We start from the raw sequence: 20,162 nt of genomic DNA, 5'->3' as shown, positions 1-20,162 counted from the left end.
CGGCCCGCCCGGCTCATCTCGAGCCAGGCGGGCCGTTTCCCGCGGTGGAGATCAGGCGAGGTCGAAGCGGTCCAGCTCCATGACCTTGGTCCAAGCCTGCACGAAGTCGGCCACGAACTTCTCGCGGGCGTCCTGGCTGGCGTAGACCTCGGCGAGGGCCCGCAGCTGCGAGTTGGAACCGAAGACGAGGTCGACCGCCGTGGCGGTCCACTTCACCTCGTCGGTGGCCACGTCGCGGATCTCGTAGACGTTCTCCTCGGACTCCGACACCTTCCACCGGGTCCCCGGCGAGAGCAGGTTGGTGAAGAAGTCGTTGGAGAGCACGCCGGGCCGGTCGGTGAACACGCCGTGGCGGGTGCCGCCGAAGTTGGCCCCGAGCGAACGCAGACCGCCGACGAGCACGGTCATCTCGGGCGCGGTCAGGTCGAGCTGGTAGGCGCGGTCGACGAGCAGCACCTCCGGCTGGAGCTTCTCCCCGGCACGCACGTAGTTGCGGAACCCGTCGGCACGCGGCTCGAGGACCTTGAACGACTCGACGTCGGTCTGCTCCTGCGAGGCGTCGGTGCGGCCCGGGTGGAACGGCACGGTCGTCTCGACGCCGGCGTCACGCGCCGCCTTCTCCACGGCGGCCGAGCCGGCCAGCACGATCAGGTCGGCCAGCGAGATCTTCGCGCCGCCCGCCTCGTTGAACTCCCGCTGGATGCCCTCGAGGGTCTCCAGGACCTTCGCGAGCTGCTCCGGCTGGTTGACCTCCCAGTTGCGCTGCGGCTCGAGGCGGATCCGGGCACCGTTGGCGCCACCGCGCTTGTCGGTGGACCGGAAGCTCGCGGCCGAGGCCCACGCGGTGCTGATCAGCTGAGAGGTGGAGAGCCCGGAGTCGAGCACCTTCGCCTTGAGGGCGGCGATGTCGTTCTCGCCGACGAGCTCGTGGTCGACCGCGGGCACCGGGTCCTGCCACAGCTGCGGCTCGGCGACCCACGGGCCGAGGAAGCGGCTGACCGGGCCCATGTCACGGTGCAGCAGCTTGTACCAGGCCTTGGCGAAGGCCAGCGCGAACTCGTCGGGGTTCTCCAGGAACCGGCGGGAGATCTTCTCGTACGCCGGGTCGACGCGCAGCGCCAGGTCCGTCGTGAGCATGGTCGGCTTGTGCTTCTTCGACGGGTCGTGTGCGTCCGGGATGATCGCCTCGGCGTCCTTGGCGACGTACTGCTTGGCGCCACCGGGGCTCGTGGTGAGCTCCCACTCGTAGCCGAAGAGGATTTCGAAGAACCGGTTGCTCCACTGCGTCGGCACGTCGGTCCACGTCACCTCGAGCCCACTGGTGATCGTGTCACCGCCCTTGCCGGTGCCGTGGGTGCTCAGCCAGCCGAGGCCCTGCGCCTCGATCGGCGCGGCCTCGGGCTCCGGGCCCACGTGGTCGTCGGCGATACCGGCGCCGTGGGTCTTGCCGAAGGTGTGACCGCCGGCGATCAGCGCCACGGTCTCCTCGTCGTTCATCGCCATCCGGCCGAAGGTCTCGCGGATGAAGTGCGCGGCCGCCGCCGGGTCCGCGTTGCCGCGGGGGCCCTCGGGGTTGACGTAGATGAGGCCCATCTCGGTCGCGCCGACGTCGGGGACCATCTCGTTGTCGCTGACGTAGCGCTCGTCACCGAGCCAGGCGTCCTCCGGGCCCCAGAAGATCTCCTCGGGCTCCCAGACGTCCTCGCGGCCGAAGCCGAAGCCGAAGGTCTTGAAGCCCATCGACTCCAGCGCCACGTTGCCGGCGAGCACGAGCAGGTCGGCCCACGAGATCTTCTGGCCGTACTTCTGCTTGACCGGCCACAGCAGGCGGCGCGCCTTGTCCAGGTTGGCGTTGTCCGGCCAGCTGTTCAGCGGCGCGAACCGCTGGCCGCCGTCACCGGCGCCACCGCGGCCGTCGCCGATGCGGTAGGTGCCCGCGGAGTGCCAGCTCATCCGGATCATCAGGCCGCCGTAGTGGCCGAAGTCGGCGGGCCACCAGTCCTGCGAGGTGGTGAGCACCTCGGTGATGTCGCGCTTGAGGGCCTCGACGTCCAGCTTCGCGAACTCCTTGGCGTAGCTGAAGTCCTCGCCCAGCGGGTTGCTCTTGGACGAGTGGGCGTGCAGCACCGACAGGTCGAGCTGGTTGGGCCACCAGTCCCGGTTCGAGCGCGGGCGGCCACCGGTCTTCGGGGTGGGCGAGTCGATCGCCGGGTTCTCGCTCTCACTGCCGTGCGAGGTCACCGAGTCGTGGGCGACCGGGCAGCCTTCCGCCGCCTTCTGATCCACACCCTGCGCGCTGGCGGGGGTGTTGTCCTGGGTGGAGCTCATCTACTTCCTTCCGAACTGGCGATCATTGCGTGGTGCGTGCGGCCGCGCAGTCGGGGCAGGTGCCCCAAAAGACGACCTCCGCCTCGTCGATCACGTAACCGTGGTCGTGCGAGCCGGTGAGACAGGGGGCGTGGCCGACGGCGCAGTCGACGTCGGCGATCGCGCCGCAGGAGCGGCACACGACGTGGTGGTGGTTGTCACCCACCCGTGACTCGTAGCGGGCGTTCGCGCCGGCCGGCTGGATGCGGCGCACCAGCCCGGCGTCGGTGAGCGCCCGCAGCACGTCGTAGACCGCTTGGTGCGAAACCGTGGGATGCTGGTCCCGGACCAAAGCGATCACCGTTTCGGTGTCGACGTGCGGGTGGTCGTGCAGTGCGGTCAGCACCGCGAGCCGGGGGCGGGTCACCCGCAACGAGACCGCCCGCAACTGCGCCTCGAAGTCGGTCCTCACGCGACGCACCCTAGAACGCTAGTCTTGAATCAGTCAAGTTACGACCTCGCCCGGTCACCCGTTGTGGTCATCCGGGAACGCGGAAAACCGCTGGCCCCGGTTCGTAGGCTGATCGTGTGATCAAGCCGGGCCGCTCCCTGATCTTCGACGCCGACGACACGTTGTGGGAGAACAACGTGCTCTTCGAGCGAGCGCTGGACGACTTCATCGCCTGGGTCGCCCACCCCAGCTTGCCGGCGCTGGAGATCCGGCGCAGATTCGCGGCCATCCAAACGGCGAGCATCCCCACGCACGGCTACGGCGCCCCGATGTTCCAGTACAGCCTCGGCCAGTGCTTTGAGGAACTGACCGGACGCCCGGCGGGTGATGCCGAACACACCGAGATCGCCGAACTGTGCGCCGCGCTGAGCGGGCACAAGGTCGAACTCATCCCCGGTGTGGCGGCCACCCTCGAGGAACTCCGCCACCGGCACGAGCTGTACCTGCTCACCAAGGGCAGCCCCGAGCCGCAGCAGCGCAAGATCGACGCCTCGGGCCTGGCGCCCTTGTTCGAAAGCGTGCACATCGTCGCCGAGAAGGACGCGGCCACCTACCGCCGCTTCACCGCCGAGATGGGGATCGTGCCGGAGGACGGCTGGATGATCGGCAACTCGGTGAAGTCCGACATCCTGCCCGCCCGTGAGGTCGGGCTCAACGCCGTCTTCCTCCCGAACGAGCACACCTGGGAACTCGAGCACGCCGAACTGGACGACGAGCACGTGCTGGAACTGAAGGCGTTCCCCGAACTGCTCGCGCACTTCTGACCGGCTACGGCGCCTCCTGAGGCACGGGCGGCTTCAGGTAGCTGGTGGCCCAGGCGGCGCCGCGTGCCTGAAGTGTGTTCAGTCCTGCGCGTGCCGGGCGAGTGCGCCGAGCACCTGGTCGATGGCGGCGGCCGAGTGCGCGGCCGAAACCTGCAACCGCAGCCGGGCCGTGCCATGCGGCACCATCGGAAATCGCAGGGGAGTGGTGAAAACGCCCTCGTCGAGCAGTGCCGTGCTGACCGCCGCGGCGCGCTCCTCGTCGCCGAGGACGATCGGCACGATCGGGTGGTCGCCCTCGTAGGTCGTCAGCCGGAGTCGCGCCACGCCGTCCCGCAGCTGCCGCACGCGTGCGCGGAGAGCAGCCAGCGGTTCACCGTCGGTCTCCAGGACGTCCAACGCCGCCAGCGCTCCCGCGACCACGGCCGGTGGCGGGTTGTTGGAGAAGAGGTAGGGACGCGAGTGCTTCCGCAGGGCCGCGGTGAAGGACGCCGAACCCGCGACGAAGCCGCCGATCGCGCCCCCGAGCGCCTTGCCCAGCGTGCCGGTGAGCACGTCGACCTGGCCGAGGACCCCTTGCGCCTCAACGCTTCCCCGTCCGGTCGCCCCCACGACCCCGGTGCCGTGGGAGTCGTCGACGACCAGGAGCGCGCCGAATTCCCCGGCCAGCGCGCACAGGTCGGCGAGCGGCGCCTGGTCACCCTCCATGCTGAACACGCCGTCGGTGACGATCACCTTGGTGTGTTCGTCCGGTGTTTCGGCGAGCCGGCGCCGCAGCCGGCCGACGTCGTCGTGGTCGTACCGCACCAGCTCGGCCACGGCGTGCCGCTGGGTGCGGATCGCGTCGATGATGCTGGCGTGGTTGAGCCGGTCGGAGAAGACGGCCGTGGCGGAGCCGGTCTGCGCGCCGAGCGCGGCCAGCGTGCCGAAGACCGCGGCGTTGGCGGTCCAGCACGAACCGTGCAGGACCGCGTCCTCGCAGCCGACCCACGCGGCCAGGCGGTGTTCGAGTTCGCGGTGCAGGGTGGTGCTGCCGCTGAGCGTGCGGCCCGCCGCGCTGCCGAGCCCCCATCGGTCCAGCGCCCGGTGCGCGGCGGCCAGGACGCGGGGGTCACCGGAGAGGCCGAGGTAGTCGCAGGACGCCAGGTTCACCAGCGAGCGATCGTCCACTTGCACCCGGCCGGGCGCGGACCACTGGACGAGCGCGGTCATGCGAGCATCTCCTGCGCGTACCGGGCGTAGACGGCGGCACAGCGGCGCATCGCGGCCTCGTCGATGTACTCGTCAGGACCGTGGGACACGTCCAGGCGGCCCGCGCCATAGGCGAACGCCGGAATCCCGAGCTGCGCGTACCACCGGGTTTCCAGCACTCCCGAGCACATTTCGAACCGGGGCGGGGTGCCTTCGACCTCGCCGGCGCAGCGGGCAAGCGTTTGCGCGGCCGGATGCGCCTCGTCGGTGGCGGCCGCGGGCTGGAGCTGGGTCACCTCGGTGGACACGTTCGCGCCCGCGTCCGCCGCGGCGTCGCCGATCAGCGCGGTCAGGCGCTTGAGTTCCCCGTCGAGGTCCTCTTCCGGGTTGTACCGGGCGTCCACGGTGAAGTACGCCGAGCCGGGCACCACGTTGAAGTTCGAACCGCCGCCGAACAGGCCGCCGACCACCATCATCGTGCCGGGGGCGTCGGCTTCGTCCATCGGGAACGAGGTGTGCCGGGCGGCCATCTCCTCGGCGTAGGCCTCGACCGGCCGGGCCACGTCCATCAGGTGGCGGAACGCGTTGATCCCCCGGTCGGCCTGGCCCACATGGGCCTCGCGGCCCCGCACGTCCACCCGTAGGGAAAGCGCGCCGCGGGCGGCGTGCCAGATGGCGCCGCCGCTGGGCTCGGCGGTCACCATGGCCACCGCGTCCGGATCGATCAGCCCGGCTTCGCGCAGGTGACCCGCGCCCACGACGCTGCCGGTCTCCTCGTCGCACACCAGGTTCAGCACGATCTTGCCGTCGCCGAGCAGTCCGAGGTCCCTGGCGGCCGCGGCACCGTAGAGCATGCTGACGATGCCGCCCTTCATGTCCGCGGTGCCCCGGCCGATGATCCGGCCGTCGCGCCGCTGGGCGGTGAACTGCGCGTGGTCCTGCGCCGGGACCACGTCGAAGTGCCCGTGGAAGTAGAGCAGCCGGTCGCCGGTTCCGGCGGTGCCGCGCACGACGCACGGGTCTTCGAGGTCCCCGGACGGCGCGAGTTCGAGCACCTCGGGAGCCAGGTCCAGCTTCTCCATGGCCTCGCGCACCACCTGGGCGCACCGGCCGAGCGCCCGGCCCGGCGGGTTCTCCGAATCCACGGCGACGAGCCGGACCAGCAGTTCGGCCATTTCCTCGGCCCGTGGCTCCAGCCACGCGTGCACGGCTGCGGCATGATCGGTCATGGTGGTCCCCTGGTCCGGTCGTACGCTGGAACATATATGTGACGGCGCGTTCAATGTAGGGAACGATGGATTCTCGGTCAATAGCGGTTCACGCCCAGCGCCTCGCCGAGGTGGTTCGCCGCCAGCGCGAGGCCCGCAACCAGTCGCTCGGGGACCTGGCCAGGATTACCGGCCTGTCCAAGACGAGCCTCGCGCGGATCGAGGCGGGGGAGGGCAACCCGTCACTGGAGACGTTGTGGCGCCTCGGGCACGCCATGGGGCTCAGCATCGGGCAACTCATCGAGCAGCCGGCCCCGGCGCTGTCCCGGGTGCAGCGCGCGCACGAAGGGTCCATTGTGGAGTCTTCGAAGGGCATGCGCGGCAGGCTGCTGGAGACCGATCGCAGCCACCACCGCACCGAGGTCTTCGAGCTGGACCTGCCCGAAGGCGCGCGCTTCGAAAGCGATCCGCACGACGCGGGCACCAGGGAGGTCGTCCACTGCGTGCGGGGCTCGGTGGCGTGCGGGCCCGCCGAGCAACTGGTCGAGCTGGAGCCGGGGGACACCGCGTACTTCGACGGCACCGTCACCCACGTCTACGCGGCCGGTCCCGGTGGCGGCCGGGCGGTGCTGATCATGAGCTACCCGCCGGACCGCGGTTAGGACCGCGCCTGGGGCTCGGCGATCAGGTGATGACGCCCTCGTCGAGGGCGAGCTGGCAGGCGGCGGCGATGCGGATGGTGAACCAGTCCATGCCGGTGCCGTGGACCGGCGTGAGCGGCAGGGCGTCGCCGGGCACATCGGTGCCCACGTAGTCCAGCGCGTGCCCGAGCACGTGCAGGTAGAGCGTGAGGGTGGCGCGATCCGGCGAGGCGCCCGCTTTGCGCAGTTCGGTGCGGATCTCGTCGCGGTGGTGGTCCAGGACCGCCGAGTGCCACGGATCGGCCCGCATGGCGGCGATGGTGTCGCGGACCGGTCCGGTCGCCCAGGTCTCCAGCGGCACCGGCTCGCACATCCCAGCGGTCCTTTCCCGTTCTGTCCCGCGGCTGACCTGTGCTTTCGCTGGCACAGACAACCGAGCTCCGGCTGCGGAACAAATCTATGCCGGGGGGAGTAGACATTCGCCGCCGGGTGGGTGTAGTGTTCTTCTCGTACGGAGAGAGACAACGTCAAGTGGCGCGGGAGAGGACGTAACTACCCGCGATATGAGACAGGACGGTCACGCGAGACGGAACCCAGGCAGGATCGGGATTCCGGCCGTGACCGGGAGCAGTACCCGGGACCACGCAATGAAGACGGCAGTACCGGTCCCGGTGCAGTACCAGTAGTAGTGCAGTACCAGTAGTAGAAGTGCCAATGCAGTGCGCGGGTGGAGCAGGTGCACCCGTGGAAGTAGCAGTACAGGCAATACCGTAGTTCGCAGTATGCAGTGAAGACGGCCGGTCGCCGGGGCAGGATCAGCGGCTCCGGCGGGCCGGTCAGCGACATCAGGCGTGCTGGGACCGATCTGGGTAAGGGGTTCCGGCTGGTGGTGTCCGCAGCAGTGCAAGGTAAGGAAGAAACACAGGATAGAAGGGAAAGGGCGCATCATTGGATCGCCCGCCGCGGCTGTGCAGCAGGGCCGCGCGGGTACCGCAGTCCCATCGGATTGGCAGGTGGTTCTCGGTTACGAATCAGCGATCCCCGCACAACCGGTCTCACGGCTGGGCTCCGCGGGTGTAATTCACCGGCCGTCGGGCCGGTTGACAATGGTGAACTCTCAACCCCTGGAACCCCGGGTGCCGAAGCGGCACCCGGGGTTCTTCATGATGTGGAGGTGGAATGATCCCTGACCAACAAGACCCGGCTACGACCGGCAAGTTCGATGACGACCACTACCCGGCCTACACCATGGGCCGGGCCGCCGACATGCTCGGCACCAGCCAGAATTTCCTGCGCAGCCTGGACGAGGCCGGCCTGATCGAACCCCAGCGCTCCGCCGGCGGACATCGTCGTTACTCCCGCCACCAGTTGCGCATCGCCGCGCGGGTGCGGGAACTGGTCGATCAGGGCACCGCCGTCGACGCGGCGTGCCGCATCGTCTCCCTCGAAGACCAGTTGCACGAAGCCCAGCGACGCAACTCCGGCGAGCAGGCTTCACACTGAACCCGGTGGGTGTACCGCCGATCCCGGTGGTACACCCGCGGTGCTCAGCTCCATTCTTCGTCCCGTGTGGATGGGAGCCTGGCGCGGAAGCCCTCGGCTTTCGATCGCGCAACGGCTCCAGCCCTTCTCCGCCTTGAAGAACTCGATCGTGCCGTGTGCCATGACCGCGACCTGCCGGGCGTCCGGCCCGGGGAACGGGGTGCGGGGGTGGCCGGTCCGGTCACCCCCGCACCGGGGTCTCTTCGCTCAGTTGTCCCACCAGTGGTCGTCGTCGTCGACGCAGATGAGGAGGCTGACGGTGCTGTGGAGAGGCATTTCCGCCGCTTCGGTGCGGCGTTGGTGCAGCACCGGGCGGGCCTGCAGGTCGAGAATGGATTCCATGGTGTCCCCTTTCGTGGGCGGTGTACTTCCCGGCCGCGTGGCCGAGTTCAGGGCGTTCCCGCGGGAACCCGGGCGTGCCGGGGCGGGAACGGCAGGGCGGTGACGGGCGCGTCACCGAGTGCGGCGTGCAGGGCCAGCAGGATCCCGGCGCTGCCGGTGGCCAGGTCGGCGGACAGGCGCAGCAGCTGGTGCCCGGGGAAGCAGGTGGTGCCGTCCCTGGTCACCGCGTGCAGGCCGAGGCCGGACAGGTGCCGCGCGAGCGCGGCGTCGGTCCCGCGGCCGACGGAGGCGAGGGTGAGGATCAGGCCCGCCCGCCCGCGGAAGAGTCCGGGGTGGACGGTGAAATCACTCTGACAACCGCGCACCAGCTCGGGAAGCCGGGCGACGGCCGGCGCGTCCGGGTGGTGGGCGGCGAGTTCCGCGGCCGCGAGCGCGACTCCCGCGGACCCGGCGGCGAGGTAGGGCAGCAGAGCGCCGGTTTCGGCGTCCTTGACCTGCAGGGCATCGCCGGGAACGGGGACGCACTCGGTCAGGTCGCGGCGCAACGCCCGGTCCGCGTGCTCCAGCCAGCTCGGGGCGCCGGTGACTTCGTACAGCCGCACGAACAGCAGTGCCGCCCCCGACCAGCCGTCCTCGAAACCCGCTGTGATCCGGGAGTTCGCCCGGGACAGCATCGTCACCAGCCGGCGCCCGACGGACGCCGCGTGCGCGATCCGTGCCTCGTCGTCGTGCTGGGCACCCAGGTGCAGGTGGGTGAGGCCGATCCCGGCCAGCCCGCTGCCGATGCCGGGGCGGTCGTTGTGGTCCTCCCACGGCATCGAGGTCTTGAGCAGGACGGCCGCTTCTTCGTGGTAGCCCAGGTGGTCCAGCACGTAGGCGATGCCGTGGCCACCGTCGAAGAAACCGGAGCGATCCGGTGGCGTGCGGCGGATCGCGTCGAGCAGCCAGGCTTCGTGCTGGGGATCGCGGCCCGCGCCGGCGACGTCCAGCGCGTAGAGGACCCCGGCGGCTCCGTGGGCGAAGCCGGTGCCGCCGGTTTCGAACTGGTTGATGTCCCCGGGGAACAACCGGTCCGTCCGGCCGGGTGTCGCGCTCGCCAGGATGCCGTCGGCGATCGAGGTGCGCAGGGCAGGCCAGTCCGCGGGTCCCGGGTCAGCGGGCCATGACGCCCCGGTGGATCTCCGGTCGCGGGGTTCCGGCACCCCGAGCACGGCCGAGCCGAAGTGCGGGGGCAGGTCGAAGCGCTGTTCCGCGTACGCCACCCAGTCGGCGAGCTTGGCCGGTGCCACCTCGAGCAGGTTGGTCAGCGGCGCGAAGAACCACAGGCGCAGCATCGCCAGCGCGTGCTGGTCGACCTCCGTGCCGCGTAGTCCTCGCGGAGCCCGGAACCCGGGCGCCGCCATGAGCTGCCGGGTGGGGTGGAGCGTGTCGGACGCGGTCTCGAAGTCGATCAGCGACAACGCGCCGGACTCGTCGATCAGGATGTTGCCGGGGTGCAGATCGCACATGACCACCCCGCGGGCGTGCACCTGCTCGATGAGGTGCGCGACGCGCTGGCTCAGGTCGAGTGCCTGGCCGGTGTAGGCGCGGACGTCGGGCTCCGCGGGCGCGACCCGGGTCAGCGGGTAGTGGGTACCCAGCCACTGGTTCAGCCGGATCCCCGGCATTTCGGTGAGGGCCAGGAAGTGGTGGTCCCCGGCGACGAAGTGGTCGTGCACCGCCGGGATGCCCGGGATGCCCGCCAGCCGCCGGAGCATGTCGCGTTCGTGCAGCAACCGCTCGACGGCGTGCCTGCCCCGCGCGTCGAGACCGGCGTGCGGGCGGGCCTCCTTCAGGATCACCGGGGTGCCGTCCGCGTGGCGGACCGCCCGGTAGACGCCCCCGGCGTTGGAGAAGTGCAGGGCCTCGACGACCTGGTAGGGCAGCGCGGTGCCGGTGGACCGCCGGGCTTCGAGGTGCGGTTCGAGGAACGCGGGGAGGCTGACCCACTCGGGGACCTCGAACCAGGGCGTCCGCTGGTCCGGCACCACGACCCCGTCCGGCCGCGTCAGCCCGAGCGTCCGGTCGTCCGCCCACTGCGCGGTGAACGAGCCATAACGGGTGTAAAGCGGACCGGCGCCGTAGCGGAGATCGGAAAGGATGTAGGGCCCCTGGACCCCGGCCAGTTCGGCCGAAAGCTCCTCCAGGAGCGCCCGCAGCGACCGCTCGTCGGGCGGGTAGATCGTGAGGAACTTGCCGCTGCTGCTCCTCGGCGCGTATTTGCGGTTCGACCAGGACAACACCCGTGCGGATCGCAGGTGCTTGAAGGTCAGTCCGCGTTCGGCGCAGTAGGCGTGCGTGGTCCGCAGGACCCGCTCGGCCTCGGCCGGGGTGGCCGAAACGTGCACTTTCCACCCCTGCGCCGGAAGCACGCCGGATCGTGGCCGCAGGATCCGCCACGGGCCGCTTTCACCGGACAGCCAGCCGTCGGGAACGGGGGCGGCACCGGCGAAGGTTTCCCGGCCGTCAGCCTGTTCGACTGGCTTGTCGTAGTACGGCGAACCGTCAACGCAGAATTCGAAATAGCGCCATTCCACCGGGCCCTTCCTCCAAATTCGACGTGGGTTTTTTCGACGTCGTGGAGCTGAACCATTCCGACCCTAGCAACGGTCATTCGCCCAGTCGATCAAGCTCATTCCTTCAGGTGACGACCGGGTTTCCAAACATTTTGTACGGGTTCCAGAAATACCCCCCGCGAGTGACCTGCCTGCCGCTGCTTCGCCGAGGCCACCAGGCCTGAACCCGCCCCGGCGCCGGAGCTGGCAAAAGTACCCACGACGGCGGGCCGCGGCGCGTGCTTGACTGCGCACATGGTGAAGAAACTGTTTGCCAGCGTGACCCTCGTCGCCGCGGCCCTCGTCGTCGCCGCGCCCGCGCACGCCGAGACGAGGTACTACCAGCAGACCGTCACCGGCCTGACCAAGGCCGAGTGCGAAGCGGCGGGTTCGCAGCTCGCCCAGCAGAAGCGGGCCGAGGGCTACCTGGTCACCTGGATCGGCTGCGGTTACCAGAACTTCCAGTACACCGGCCTCGTCAGCTGGTCCGACTGACCACACCCTCCGCTCATCCGGCTCGCAGCGCCTCCGGGATCACCTGGTCGTAGCCGAACGACTTCTTGATCAGGCCACTGTCCAGGTGGAACTTCAGCGCGGTGTCGTAGGAAGCGCGCTGGACCACGGGCGAAGCCGGGATTTCCCGGCCCAGGATGGGGACCAGCGCGTCGAGCGCCTTCGGATCGGTGTCCTTCAGGTACTGCCCGAGCAGTGTCCTGGCGGCCGCCGGGTCGCTGTGGATGTCGTCCAGCGCGTGCTGCATGGCGCGCTGGAACCCGGCCACTTCGTCCCGCTTGCGGTCCAGCAGTTCGCGCGTGCTGAACACGACCCCGTGCAGGGCGCCGCGCAGGCCGGGCACGTCACCGCGGGCCGGTGAGAGGTAGGTGCGCCCGATGTTCGCGGCTTCGGCCTGCTGCGCGATCGGCTGGAAGAACGCCAGCGCGTCCACCCGGTTCGCCTTGAGCGCGCCGATGGCCGCCGTGGTCGCGCTGCCGAGGTTGACCAGGGTCGCGTCGGTGGCGGCGTTGCGGCCGATGCTGCCGAACAGGTAGCTGACCAGCGCCTCGGTCCCGCTGGCCGGCCCGGTGATGCCGATCGACTTGCCGGTCAGCGCGGCGATCTTCGCCTCGAGCGGCGCGCCGTCACCCGGCCCGGCGAACGCCGGTGGCACCACGATGTCCACGTAGAACTCGGTGACCAGGCTCGACACGATCCGCGCGCCGTCCTCGATCTTGGCCAGGTTGAACGCGTCGGTGATCACCCCGGCCCCGAGGTCCACGCTGCCGGACTTCAGCGCGGCGGCCACCTTGGCACCCGTTCCCAGGCGCGGGCGGTCCCCGAGCGTGATGCCCTCGGCGGTGAAGTAGCCCTTCGTCTCCGCCACGAACAACGGGAGGAACGCCACGGAATTGCTGATCTGCCCGATGTTGAGCACCCCGGCCGGGGTGGTCGACTCGCGCTGGGCACAGCCGGCGAGCAGCCCGGCAGGCACCGCCGCCGCCAGTCCTTTGAGGACGCTCCGGCGCCCGATCCGCTCAGCCATCGATCGGCTTCCAGCGGTTGACGCGCTTGCCGATCAGCCCGACCAGGACGTTGAGCACCCCGGCGATCACGCTGAGCACCACCAGCGTGGCGAACACCCCGGCGGTGTCGAACTGGGACGCCGCGTCGTTGATCAGGTACCCGAGCCCCCGGTTGGACGCGACCAGTTCCCCGATCACCGCGCCGATCAGGGCGTACGGGATGGCCACCTTGAGCCCGGTGAGCACGCCGGTCATCGACGCGGGCAGCACCACTTTGCGGGCCACCTCCCAGCGGCCGCCGCCCATCAGCCGCACCGCGTCGACGAGCCCGCGGTCGACCTCGCGCACGCCGGCGGCGGTGTTCAGGAAGACCAGGAAGAACACCGTCGCGGCGGCCAGCAGCACCTTCATGTGCATGCCGATGCCGAACCACACGATGAACAACGGCGCCAGCGCGACCTTGGGGATCGAGTACAGCGCCATCATGAACGGGTCCAGCACGCGGTAGACGAACTCCAGCGACGCCAGCACGAAACCGGCGATCGCCCCGGCCGCGGCGCCGAGTCCGAAGCCGTAGACGATCTCCTGGATGGTGATCCAGCTGTTCGTCCACAATGTACCGTCGGCGCCCCATTCGCCGAGGCGCACGGCTATGTCGCTCGGCCTGCTGACGAAGGTGATGTCGATCCAGCGGTCGGCCGAGACCTCCCAGAGCACCAGGAACGCGGCGACCAGCACCACGCGCACCAGCCAGACGGTGGTGCTCACCCCGTGCCGCTGCCACCAGCTCCGGTTCAGCCCGATCCGGACCGGGCCGGTGGCGGCGCCGTCCGGTGGTGCGGTCAGTTCGTCCGTGGGGCTCATCGCGCGCCCTCCTTCAAGGCGGCGGCGAGTTCGCCGTGCACCGCGACGAACCCGGGGTCGACCCGCAGCTCGTCGAGCGTCCTGGGGCGCGGCAGGTCGACGGGCCGGTCGAGCACGATCCGGCCGAGGCCGCCGAGCACGACCACGCGATCGCCGAGCAGGATCGCTTCTTCGATGTCGTGGGTGACGAACACGACGGTCTGCCCGCTGCCCTGCCACAGCCGGAGCAGTTCTTCCTGCAGTTCCGTGCGCAGTTGCGCGTCCAGCGCGCCGAACGGCTCGTCCATCAGCAGCGTGCCCGGTTCGCCCGCCAGCATCCTCGCCAGGCTCGCCCGCCGCCGCATGCCACCGGACAGCTCGCGCGGGTAGTGCTTCTCGAAGCCGGCGAGGCCCACGCGCCGCACCAGTTCGGTGGCGATCCGGCGGCGTTCCTTCGCCGCGACCCCGCGGATCTCCATCGGCAGTTCGACGTTGCGCCGCACGTCCCGCCACGGCATCAGCGTGTCGGACTGCGTGAGGTACCCGATCTCCACGTCCGGCCCGGTCAGCTTCCGGCCCCGGTAGAGCACCTCGCCCTCGCTCGGCCGGGTCAGCCCGGCGAGCAGGTTGAGCATGGTGGACTTGCCGCACCCGCTGCGGCCGAGCACCGAGACGAAGCTGCCTTCCTCGATGCTCAGGGAGAACTCACGCAGGGCCACGACCGCGACGTCGTCCTTGGCGAACTGCTTGCTGAGCCGTTCGGCACGCAGGACGGCGGTCATGACCGGCCCCGTTCGTCCTCGGCACGCAGGCCGTAGGCGTCGTAGCTGAGCTCACCGGCCGCCCACCGCGCACGCAGGCCCTCTTCCTTGGCCAGGCGCTGCCGGACCGCCTCCCGCAGATCGTCCACATCGGACTCGAGGACCGCGGTGGCGCCGTCGTCGTCCAGCACGAGCAGGTCGCCGGGGGCGATCCGGGTGCCGCCGATGGTCACCGGCACGTCGACGCTGCCGCGGGTGTCCTTCGTGGCGCCGGTGGCCCGCCGCCACCGGGTCCAGATCGGCACGTCGAACGCGGCCAGGTCGGCGCTGTCCCGCACGGCGGCGTTCACCAGGATCCCGGCCGCGCCCCTGGCCTGTGCCTGCGTGGCCAGCAGGTCGCCGAGCAGGGCCACCGGTGCCGGTTCCGGCATCGTCAGCACCAGGATCTCGCCGGGTCGCAGGTGCGCCATCACCTCGTGCACCGCGCGGTTGTCACCCTGACCGCACAACGCGATCCTGGCCGGTCCCGCGGCGCGGCGGCCCGCGGCGAGCGGCTGGAGGTCGACGTCGAGCAGGCCGCGGCGGCCATACGCCTCATACACCGTCGCGACCCCGGCCGCGGCGAGTTCCTCGTGCACGGCGTTCACAGCGCACCGACCACGTGGGGCAGCAACCGCTGGAACGCCTCGGCCTGCCGGATCGCGCTGTCGCCGGTCACCTTGCGGGCGTGGTTGCCCCGGTGCTCCGCCCGCTGCGCGTAGTACTCCTGCAGGTACTTCTGCGCCGCCATGTGCTTCATCGCCTCGACCTTGCGCTCGAACACCGCGGTGATGTCGACGTAGACCGTGGGCAGGAACCCGCACAGCTCGGGCTGGTGCGGCTCGAAGACCAGGAATTCCGACGGGGGAGCGGTCTTGAACCCGCTGGCGACCCCGGCACCCGAGGTGAGCAGCCGTGCCCTGGCGACCGCGGCGTGCGCCACGGGGTGGTCCGGGTTGAACGGATCCTTGTCCGGGTGGGTCAGCACGACGTGCGGCGCGTACTCCCGCATCAACTCCACCAGCCGGTCGTGGCCGTCCTGGCCGACCTCCAGCGGGTAGTCGCCGAGGTCGAACCCCTGGAATTCGGCACCGACCGCCGCGGCGGCCTGGGTGGCTTCCTCGTGGCGGATCCGCTTGACGTTCTCTTCGGTCTGGCCCTCGGCCTTCCACAGCTCGCCGGACTCACCGCGCTCGCCGTAGGACAGCGCCACCACTAGCGCCTCCCCGCCCGCCGCGGTGTGCGCGGCCACCGCGCCCGCCGCCCGCCAGACGAAGTCCGCGCTGTGCGCGCCCACCACCAGCAACCGTCGCGCGCTCATGCCTTCGCCCCCGTCGCCCTGGCGGGAGCGTCGGGCAGTGGTTCGGCGCCTGCCAGCCACCGGCTGTTGTGCACGGCCATGGTGCGGATCTCCTCATCCTGGAAACCGGCTTCGAGGAGCTTGTCGGCGCACAGGGCGAGACCGTCCTCCACCGGTGGGTTGAACGGCTGACCGAGATCGCTGGAGAGCACGGAGTTCTCCGGGCCTGCCTCGCGGATGTTGGTGAACCACAGGTCCCACCCGACCTTGCCGGTGTAGGGCGTGGTGAAGCAGCGCTCCAGCAGCGCGCCCTTCGCGGCCAGGTCCCGCTGGTGGTCGAGGCCGATGCGCTGGGAGGTGAACTCCGGGTGGGTGACGACGATCCGGCGCACCCCTTCCTCGACCGCCGCGTCGATCACCCGTGCCGACTCGTCCCCGTGCAGGTGCCCGGTCGCCAGTGTCATGTCGTGGCGGGCGATCAGCCGGAGCACCTGCCTCGTCCGCTCGCTGACCGTCCCGTCCGCGTCGAGCACCTCGACCGGATCGGCCGCCATCCCCGCATCACGCAGGTCGGCCTGCAGGCGCGCCCACATCGGCGGGGTGGCGCCTTCGGGTTCGGCGGCCTGGCACAGGCGCTGGTTCGCACTGTCCACAGTGGGCATCCAGACCACCTTCGCGCCGCCGCGCCCGGCGATCTCGACGGCGATCGGGTTGAGCCCGCCGACCGAAGCGTTCAGCGTGATGGCGCCGACCGCGTCGATGTCCGGACGGGCGCGGCGAACCACCTCGGCGCGCTCCGCCGTGGGCACGTAGTGGGACTTCAGGACGAAGCCCGCCATGCCGGCTTCGGCGAACCGGTCGGCGAGGGTCACGTCGTCGATACGGCGGCGCATCACGTCCGGCGCCACGTGGATGTGCACGTCGTAGGCCCCTCGGACCAGGTGGCGGGCGTGGTCGGTGGGCTGGGGGTGCTCGGTCATGACGCTCCTTTGCGGGCACGATCTCCACCGAGATTGTTAACAATTTTGGCGCAAGAGTCAAGCGTGCCGAGGGCGCGAGCGATCGTCAGGGGTGATCAGGGGACGTCCACAGTGGCCACACGGAGGTGGCCGGACGGAGGTGGCCGGACGGTTCAGCGAAGGCCGCGGGTGACCGAGCCTGCCTGGTCGACCTCGCGCAGGGCGGTGATGACGCTGCGCAGGTGGGCGCGGGCGGCGGCCTCCGCGGCCGCCGGGTCGTGCGCGCAGATGGCGTCGATGATCGCGAGGTGCTCGGGCAGTGAGACCGCGGGCCGCCCGGGGTGCATGGCGAGCTTGAACTGGTGGCGGACGCTCTGCGCGCGCAGGCGTTCGAGCACGCCGGACGCCGTGTGCTGACCGCTGATCTCGCGCACGCGCCGGTGCAGCCGCTGGTTGAGCTGCGAGTAGCCGAGGACGTCGCCGCCGGACACGGCCTTGCGCATGTCCTTCCCGATCGCCTTCAGCTCACGGACCTCCACCGCGGTCACCTGCTCAGCTGCCTTCGCCGCGCACAGGCCTTCCACGGCCATCCGCACTTCCGAGATTTCGATCGCCTCGTCGAGTGAAACCGCCCGCACCCGGGCGCCGCGGTTCTGCACGCGTTCGACCAGGCCGTCGTTGGCCAGTTCGAGCAGGGCCGAGCGCACGCTGGCGCGGCTGGCGGTGAACTGCTCCGAGAGGTCGGCTTCGACCAGCCGCTGGTTCGGCACGAAGTCACCGCGCACGATCGCCTCGCGGATGGCGGTGACCACGGACTGGGCCGCGTCCTCCCGGTTCGCCGTCACCGTGCCCCCTCGTGGTCCCCGGCCATCGCCGAGATTGTCACCAATATTGTCGCTGACCTAGTGTAGCGTCTCGGTCGCGAGAGGAGACGATGATGTCCGACGTGCGCGGGAAGCCGGTCACGATAGCGGTACTCGGCCTCGGTGAGGCGGGTGGCGCGATCGCCCGTGACCTGGCCGGCGCGGGCGCGGTGGTCCGGGGTTACGACCCCGCCGTCGAGGCCGGGGACGGCATCATCGGTGCCACGAGCGAGGCCGACGCCGCCGCGGGAGCCGACCTCGTGCTCAGCGTCACCAGCGCCAAAGCCGCAGCCGGGGCGTTGCAGGCGGCGGTCGAGGTGATGACCGGCGGTGTCTGGGCCGACCTCAACACCGCTTCGCCCGAAGCCAAGCGCACCCTCGCGGGCATCGCCGAGAGTCACGGCGTCGCCTTCACCGGCGTCTCGATCATGGCTCCCGTGCCCGGCCTCGGCCTGCGGGTCCCGATGCTGGCCAGCGGCGCCGCGGCCACGTCCGCCCAGCGCATCCTCAATTCTTTCGGCGCCGCCGTCGACGTCATCGAAGGCGACGCGGGCCTGGCCGCCGAGCGCAAGCTGCTGCGGAGCGTGTTCTTCAAGGGCCTGGCCGCCGCGACGGTCGAAGCGCTCGAAGCCGCCCGCGCCGCCGGGTGCGAAGACTGGCTGCGCGACAACATCGCCGGCGAACTGACCCGCGCTGACTCGTCCACTGTGGACCGGCTGGTGGACGGTACCCGCCAGCACGCCGTGCGCCGCACCGACGAAATGGCCGCGGCTGCGGACATGCTCCGCGACCTCGGCGTCGAACCCGCCATCGCCTCGGCGAGCCGCGACCTCCTCGCGCGCCTCGCGAACCGCTCGTAGCCCCGTCTACCGGGCTGTTCCGGGGCTCGAATCGGCCAGCAGCGTCAGGAAGTTGGGCACGTGGGCGGTGTGCTGGGCGGGGTGCCAGGCGACGCCGACGTTCCACGCCGCCGCGGGGTCGTCGAGCGGGGTGAGGGTCACGGCGGGTGGGGCGACGCGGGCGGCGGTCGCGGGGATCAGCGCGCAGCCCGCACCGGCGGCCACGAGGGCGAGCACGGTCTGCAGGTCGTGGGTCTCCTGCGCGGTGCCAGGCCGGCAATCCCAGGCCGCGCACAACCGGTCGATCTGGGCGGCGAGGCCCGGCCCCTTGGCCCTGGCCAGCCGGATGAGCCGCTGATCGGCGAGCCAGCCGGCGACCTGCGCCGGGATCGGGCCCGGGCTGGCGATCGCGAGGTGGTCGCGGCGCAGTACGCGCTGACGCAGCTGGTCGCCCACGGGTAGCCGGACGAAGCCGACGTCCAGTTCCCGGCTGCGCAACCGGTCGGCCTGGACCGCCGAGGGCAGGTCCTCCAGGCTGATCCGGACGTCGGGGAAACAGCGCCGGAACTCGGCGATCACGCGTGGCGCGATATCCAGTGTGGACAGTCCAAAGCCGACCGACAGGCTGCCGGACTCGCCGCGGGCCAGCCGCCGGGCCCGGCGGGTGAACTCGTCGGCCGTCGTGACCAGCTCGCGCGCCTGGGGCAGCAGCAGCGCGCCGAACTCGGTGAGTGCCGCGCCGTTGCGGCCCCGGCTGAACAGGGTGCCGCCGCCGAGTTCGCGTTCCAGCGCCTGGATCTGCTTGGACAACGCGGGCTGGGTGATCGACAGGCTCTGCGCCGCCGCGCCGAAGCCGTGGTGGTCGGCGACCGCGACGAAGGCACGCAGGCGAGGATGCATTCCGGGAGGTTATGACATCCGCCCGATGATTCATTGGACACATGGGTGCGGGCGAGGTGTGCTGGACGGGTGACAACCGTGGTGAAGGTCGCGGCGGTGCAGTTCGAACACCGCGCCGACGACAAGCAGTACAACCTGGGACGGGTCGCGCACTTCGCGAGCGAGGCCGCCGCGGCGGGCGCCCGGCTGGTGGTGTGCCCGGAGATGTGCCTGGTCGGCTACTGGCACCTGCGCCGGCACAGCCCGGAGGCGTTGCACGCGCTGGCCGAACCGGTGGACGGGCCGTCGGTGAGCGCGGTGCGTTCGCTGGCGACCCGGCTCGGGATCGGGGTCGGCGCCGGGTTCCTGGAGAGCGACGGCGGCCGGTTGTTCAACTCCTACGCCGTGTGCCTGCCCGACGGGACGGTGCACGTCCACCGCAAGCTGCACGCGTTCGAGCACGAGGCGATCAGCAGCGGCGACCGCTTCACCGTGTTCGACACCCCGTGGGGCGTGCGGATGGCGATCCTCATCTGCTGGGACAACAACCTCGTCGAGAACGTCCGCGCCTGCGCGCTGGACGGCGCGACGGTGCTCATCGCCCCGCACCAGACCGGCGGGACCGCCTCCCGCAGCCCCCACGGCATGCGCCCGATCCCGTTGGCCTGCTGGGAAAACCGGCACACCGACCCCGCCGCCGTCGAGCGCGAGTTCCGCGGCTCCAACGGCCGCGAGTGGCTGATGCGCTGGCTGCCCGCGCGAGCCCACGACAACGGCCTTTTCCTGGTCTTCAGCAACGGCGTCGGCCGCGACGACGACGAGGTGCGCACCGGCAACGCCATGGTGCTCGACCCCTACGGCCGCATCCTCGCCGAGACGTGGGCGGCCGGGGATCGGCTGGTGCTCGCCGACCTGGACCTCGGGCTGGTCCCGTTGTCCACGGGGCGGCGCTGGCTGGCTGGGCGCCGCCCGGAACTGTACGCAAGCCTGACCCGCCACCGGGGCGACGAGCGCGACCCGCGTACGGCCCGCTTCGCCACGGAACCAGTCGACATCTGACCG

The 20,162-nt window shown here is 70.7% G+C and carries 21 protein-coding genes; 6 read left to right on the top strand and 15 right to left on the bottom strand.

The annotated features are described in order from the left end of the window. Positions 1 to 51 precede the first annotated feature (51 nt). Positions 52 to 2,328 (bottom strand): catalase/peroxidase, encoded by a 2,277-nt coding sequence (katG, locus tag L3Q67_RS42090; RefSeq protein ID WP_499186968.1) that lies wholly within the window; start codon positions 2,326 to 2,328, stop codon positions 52 to 54. A gap of 22 nt (positions 2,329 to 2,350) precedes the next feature. After that, positions 2,351 to 2,779 (bottom strand): Fur family transcriptional regulator, encoded by a 429-nt coding sequence (locus L3Q67_RS42085; protein ID WP_499186967.1) that lies wholly within the window; start codon positions 2,777 to 2,779, stop codon positions 2,351 to 2,353. Between the two features lie 116 nt (positions 2,780 to 2,895). On the opposite strand from L3Q67_RS42085, the gene L3Q67_RS42080 reads away from it, so the two are divergent. Beyond that, positions 2,896 to 3,582, top strand: a complete 687-nt coding sequence (locus tag L3Q67_RS42080; protein WP_499186966.1) for an HAD family hydrolase — start codon at positions 2,896 to 2,898, stop codon at positions 3,580 to 3,582. Positions 3,583 to 3,660: 78 nt separating this feature from the next. Here L3Q67_RS42080 and L3Q67_RS42075 read toward each other — a convergent pair whose 3' ends face one another. Beyond that, positions 3,661 to 4,791: an aminotransferase class I/II-fold pyridoxal phosphate-dependent enzyme gene (locus L3Q67_RS42075; RefSeq protein WP_499186965.1), complete on the bottom strand. Its 1,131-nt coding sequence runs from the start codon at positions 4,789 to 4,791 to the stop codon at positions 3,661 to 3,663. Beyond that, positions 4,788 to 5,999: a zinc-binding metallopeptidase family protein gene (locus L3Q67_RS42070; protein WP_499186964.1), complete on the bottom strand. Its 1,212-nt coding sequence runs from the start codon at positions 5,997 to 5,999 to the stop codon at positions 4,788 to 4,790. Before L3Q67_RS42070 ends, L3Q67_RS42075 begins: the two co-directional genes overlap by 4 nt. Before the next feature lie 65 nt (positions 6,000 to 6,064). Here L3Q67_RS42070 and L3Q67_RS42065 point away from each other — a divergent pair, with 65 nt between their 5' ends. After that, on the top strand, positions 6,065 to 6,640 hold the full coding sequence (locus L3Q67_RS42065; protein ID WP_499186963.1) for a helix-turn-helix domain-containing protein: 576 nt from the start codon (positions 6,065 to 6,067) through the stop codon (positions 6,638 to 6,640). Positions 6,641 to 6,662: 22 nt separating this feature from the next. Here L3Q67_RS42065 and L3Q67_RS42060 read toward each other — a convergent pair whose 3' ends face one another. Next, positions 6,663 to 6,992 carry a DUF6401 family natural product biosynthesis protein gene (locus tag L3Q67_RS42060; RefSeq protein ID WP_499186962.1) on the bottom strand — a complete coding sequence of 110 codons (330 nt, stop codon included), beginning with the start codon at positions 6,990 to 6,992 and terminating at the stop codon, positions 6,663 to 6,665. A gap of 806 nt (positions 6,993 to 7,798) precedes the next feature. Between L3Q67_RS42060 and L3Q67_RS42055 the strand changes: the two genes are divergently transcribed. Further along, positions 7,799 to 8,122, top strand: a complete 324-nt coding sequence (locus tag L3Q67_RS42055; protein WP_499186961.1) for a helix-turn-helix domain-containing protein — start codon at positions 7,799 to 7,801, stop codon at positions 8,120 to 8,122. A gap of 246 nt (positions 8,123 to 8,368) precedes the next feature. Here L3Q67_RS42055 and L3Q67_RS42050 read toward each other — a convergent pair whose 3' ends face one another. Next, positions 8,369 to 8,503: a hypothetical protein gene (locus tag L3Q67_RS42050; RefSeq protein ID WP_499186960.1), complete on the bottom strand. Its 135-nt coding sequence runs from the start codon at positions 8,501 to 8,503 to the stop codon at positions 8,369 to 8,371. A 47-nt stretch (positions 8,504 to 8,550) separates the two neighbouring features. Continuing rightward, the gene (gene lanKC, locus L3Q67_RS42045) at positions 8,551 to 11,079 is read right to left on the bottom strand and encodes a class III lanthionine synthetase LanKC (protein ID WP_499186959.1); all 2,529 of its coding nucleotides are present in this window, start codon (positions 11,077 to 11,079) and stop codon (positions 8,551 to 8,553) included. Positions 11,080 to 11,352: 273 nt separating this feature from the next. On the opposite strand from lanKC, the gene L3Q67_RS42040 reads away from it, so the two are divergent. Continuing rightward, complete coding sequence (locus tag L3Q67_RS42040) at positions 11,353 to 11,592, top strand: hypothetical protein (RefSeq protein ID WP_499186958.1); 240 nt, start codon at positions 11,353 to 11,355, stop codon at positions 11,590 to 11,592. A gap of 13 nt (positions 11,593 to 11,605) precedes the next feature. On the opposite strand, the gene L3Q67_RS42035 is transcribed toward L3Q67_RS42040, so the two are convergent. The 7 genes from L3Q67_RS42035 to L3Q67_RS42005 all read right to left on the bottom strand — a co-directional run bounded on the left by L3Q67_RS42035 (position 11,606) and on the right by L3Q67_RS42005 (position 17,364). Continuing rightward, on the bottom strand, positions 11,606 to 12,637 hold the full coding sequence (locus tag L3Q67_RS42035; RefSeq protein ID WP_499186957.1) for an ABC transporter substrate-binding protein: 1,032 nt from the start codon (positions 12,635 to 12,637) through the stop codon (positions 11,606 to 11,608). Further along, a complete protein-coding gene (locus L3Q67_RS42030; RefSeq protein WP_499186956.1) occupies positions 12,630 to 13,481 on the bottom strand; it encodes an ABC transporter permease in 852 nt (283 codons plus the stop codon). The genes L3Q67_RS42035 and L3Q67_RS42030 overlap by 8 nt, the downstream gene beginning before the upstream one ends. After that, a complete protein-coding gene (locus L3Q67_RS42025; RefSeq protein ID WP_499186955.1) occupies positions 13,478 to 14,242 on the bottom strand; it encodes an ABC transporter ATP-binding protein in 765 nt (254 codons plus the stop codon). Before L3Q67_RS42025 ends, L3Q67_RS42030 begins: the two co-directional genes overlap by 4 nt. Further along, positions 14,239 to 14,868, bottom strand: coding sequence for an RraA family protein (locus tag L3Q67_RS42020; protein WP_499186954.1), 630 nt, complete (start codon positions 14,866 to 14,868; stop codon positions 14,239 to 14,241). Before L3Q67_RS42020 ends, L3Q67_RS42025 begins: the two co-directional genes overlap by 4 nt. Beyond that, positions 14,865 to 15,581 carry a PIG-L deacetylase family protein gene (locus L3Q67_RS42015; protein WP_499186953.1) on the bottom strand — a complete coding sequence of 239 codons (717 nt, stop codon included), beginning with the start codon at positions 15,579 to 15,581 and terminating at the stop codon, positions 14,865 to 14,867. Before L3Q67_RS42015 ends, L3Q67_RS42020 begins: the two co-directional genes overlap by 4 nt. Beyond that, the gene (locus L3Q67_RS42010; protein ID WP_499186952.1) at positions 15,578 to 16,540 is read right to left on the bottom strand and encodes a DUF6282 family protein; all 963 of its coding nucleotides are present in this window, start codon (positions 16,538 to 16,540) and stop codon (positions 15,578 to 15,580) included. The genes L3Q67_RS42015 and L3Q67_RS42010 overlap by 4 nt, the downstream gene beginning before the upstream one ends. 152 nt (positions 16,541 to 16,692) lie before the next feature. Then, positions 16,693 to 17,364 (bottom strand): GntR family transcriptional regulator, encoded by a 672-nt coding sequence (locus L3Q67_RS42005; protein ID WP_499186951.1) that lies wholly within the window; start codon positions 17,362 to 17,364, stop codon positions 16,693 to 16,695. A gap of 92 nt (positions 17,365 to 17,456) precedes the next feature. Here L3Q67_RS42005 and L3Q67_RS42000 point away from each other — a divergent pair, with 92 nt between their 5' ends. Beyond that, complete coding sequence (locus tag L3Q67_RS42000; protein WP_499186950.1) at positions 17,457 to 18,242, top strand: NAD(P)-dependent oxidoreductase; 786 nt, start codon at positions 17,457 to 17,459, stop codon at positions 18,240 to 18,242. A 6-nt stretch (positions 18,243 to 18,248) separates the two neighbouring features. Here the strand turns inward: L3Q67_RS42000 and L3Q67_RS41995 are convergent, their stop codons facing one another. Beyond that, positions 18,249 to 19,121: a LysR family transcriptional regulator gene (locus L3Q67_RS41995; protein WP_499186949.1), complete on the bottom strand. Its 873-nt coding sequence runs from the start codon at positions 19,119 to 19,121 to the stop codon at positions 18,249 to 18,251. Between the two features lie 69 nt (positions 19,122 to 19,190). Between L3Q67_RS41995 and L3Q67_RS41990 the strand changes: the two genes are divergently transcribed. Further along, positions 19,191 to 20,159 (top strand): nitrilase family protein, encoded by a 969-nt coding sequence (locus L3Q67_RS41990; RefSeq protein ID WP_499186948.1) that lies wholly within the window; start codon positions 19,191 to 19,193, stop codon positions 20,157 to 20,159. Positions 20,160 to 20,162: the final 3 nt, after the last annotated feature.

It is taken from the genome of Saccharothrix sp. AJ9571 (genome assembly GCF_021725495.1).
GTDB classification, from domain to species: domain Bacteria; phylum Actinomycetota; class Actinomycetes; order Mycobacteriales; family Pseudonocardiaceae; genus Amycolatopsis; species Amycolatopsis magusensis.
Note: the sequence above shows the minus strand (reverse complement) of the source record. Positions and strands in the feature narration are given on the sequence as shown.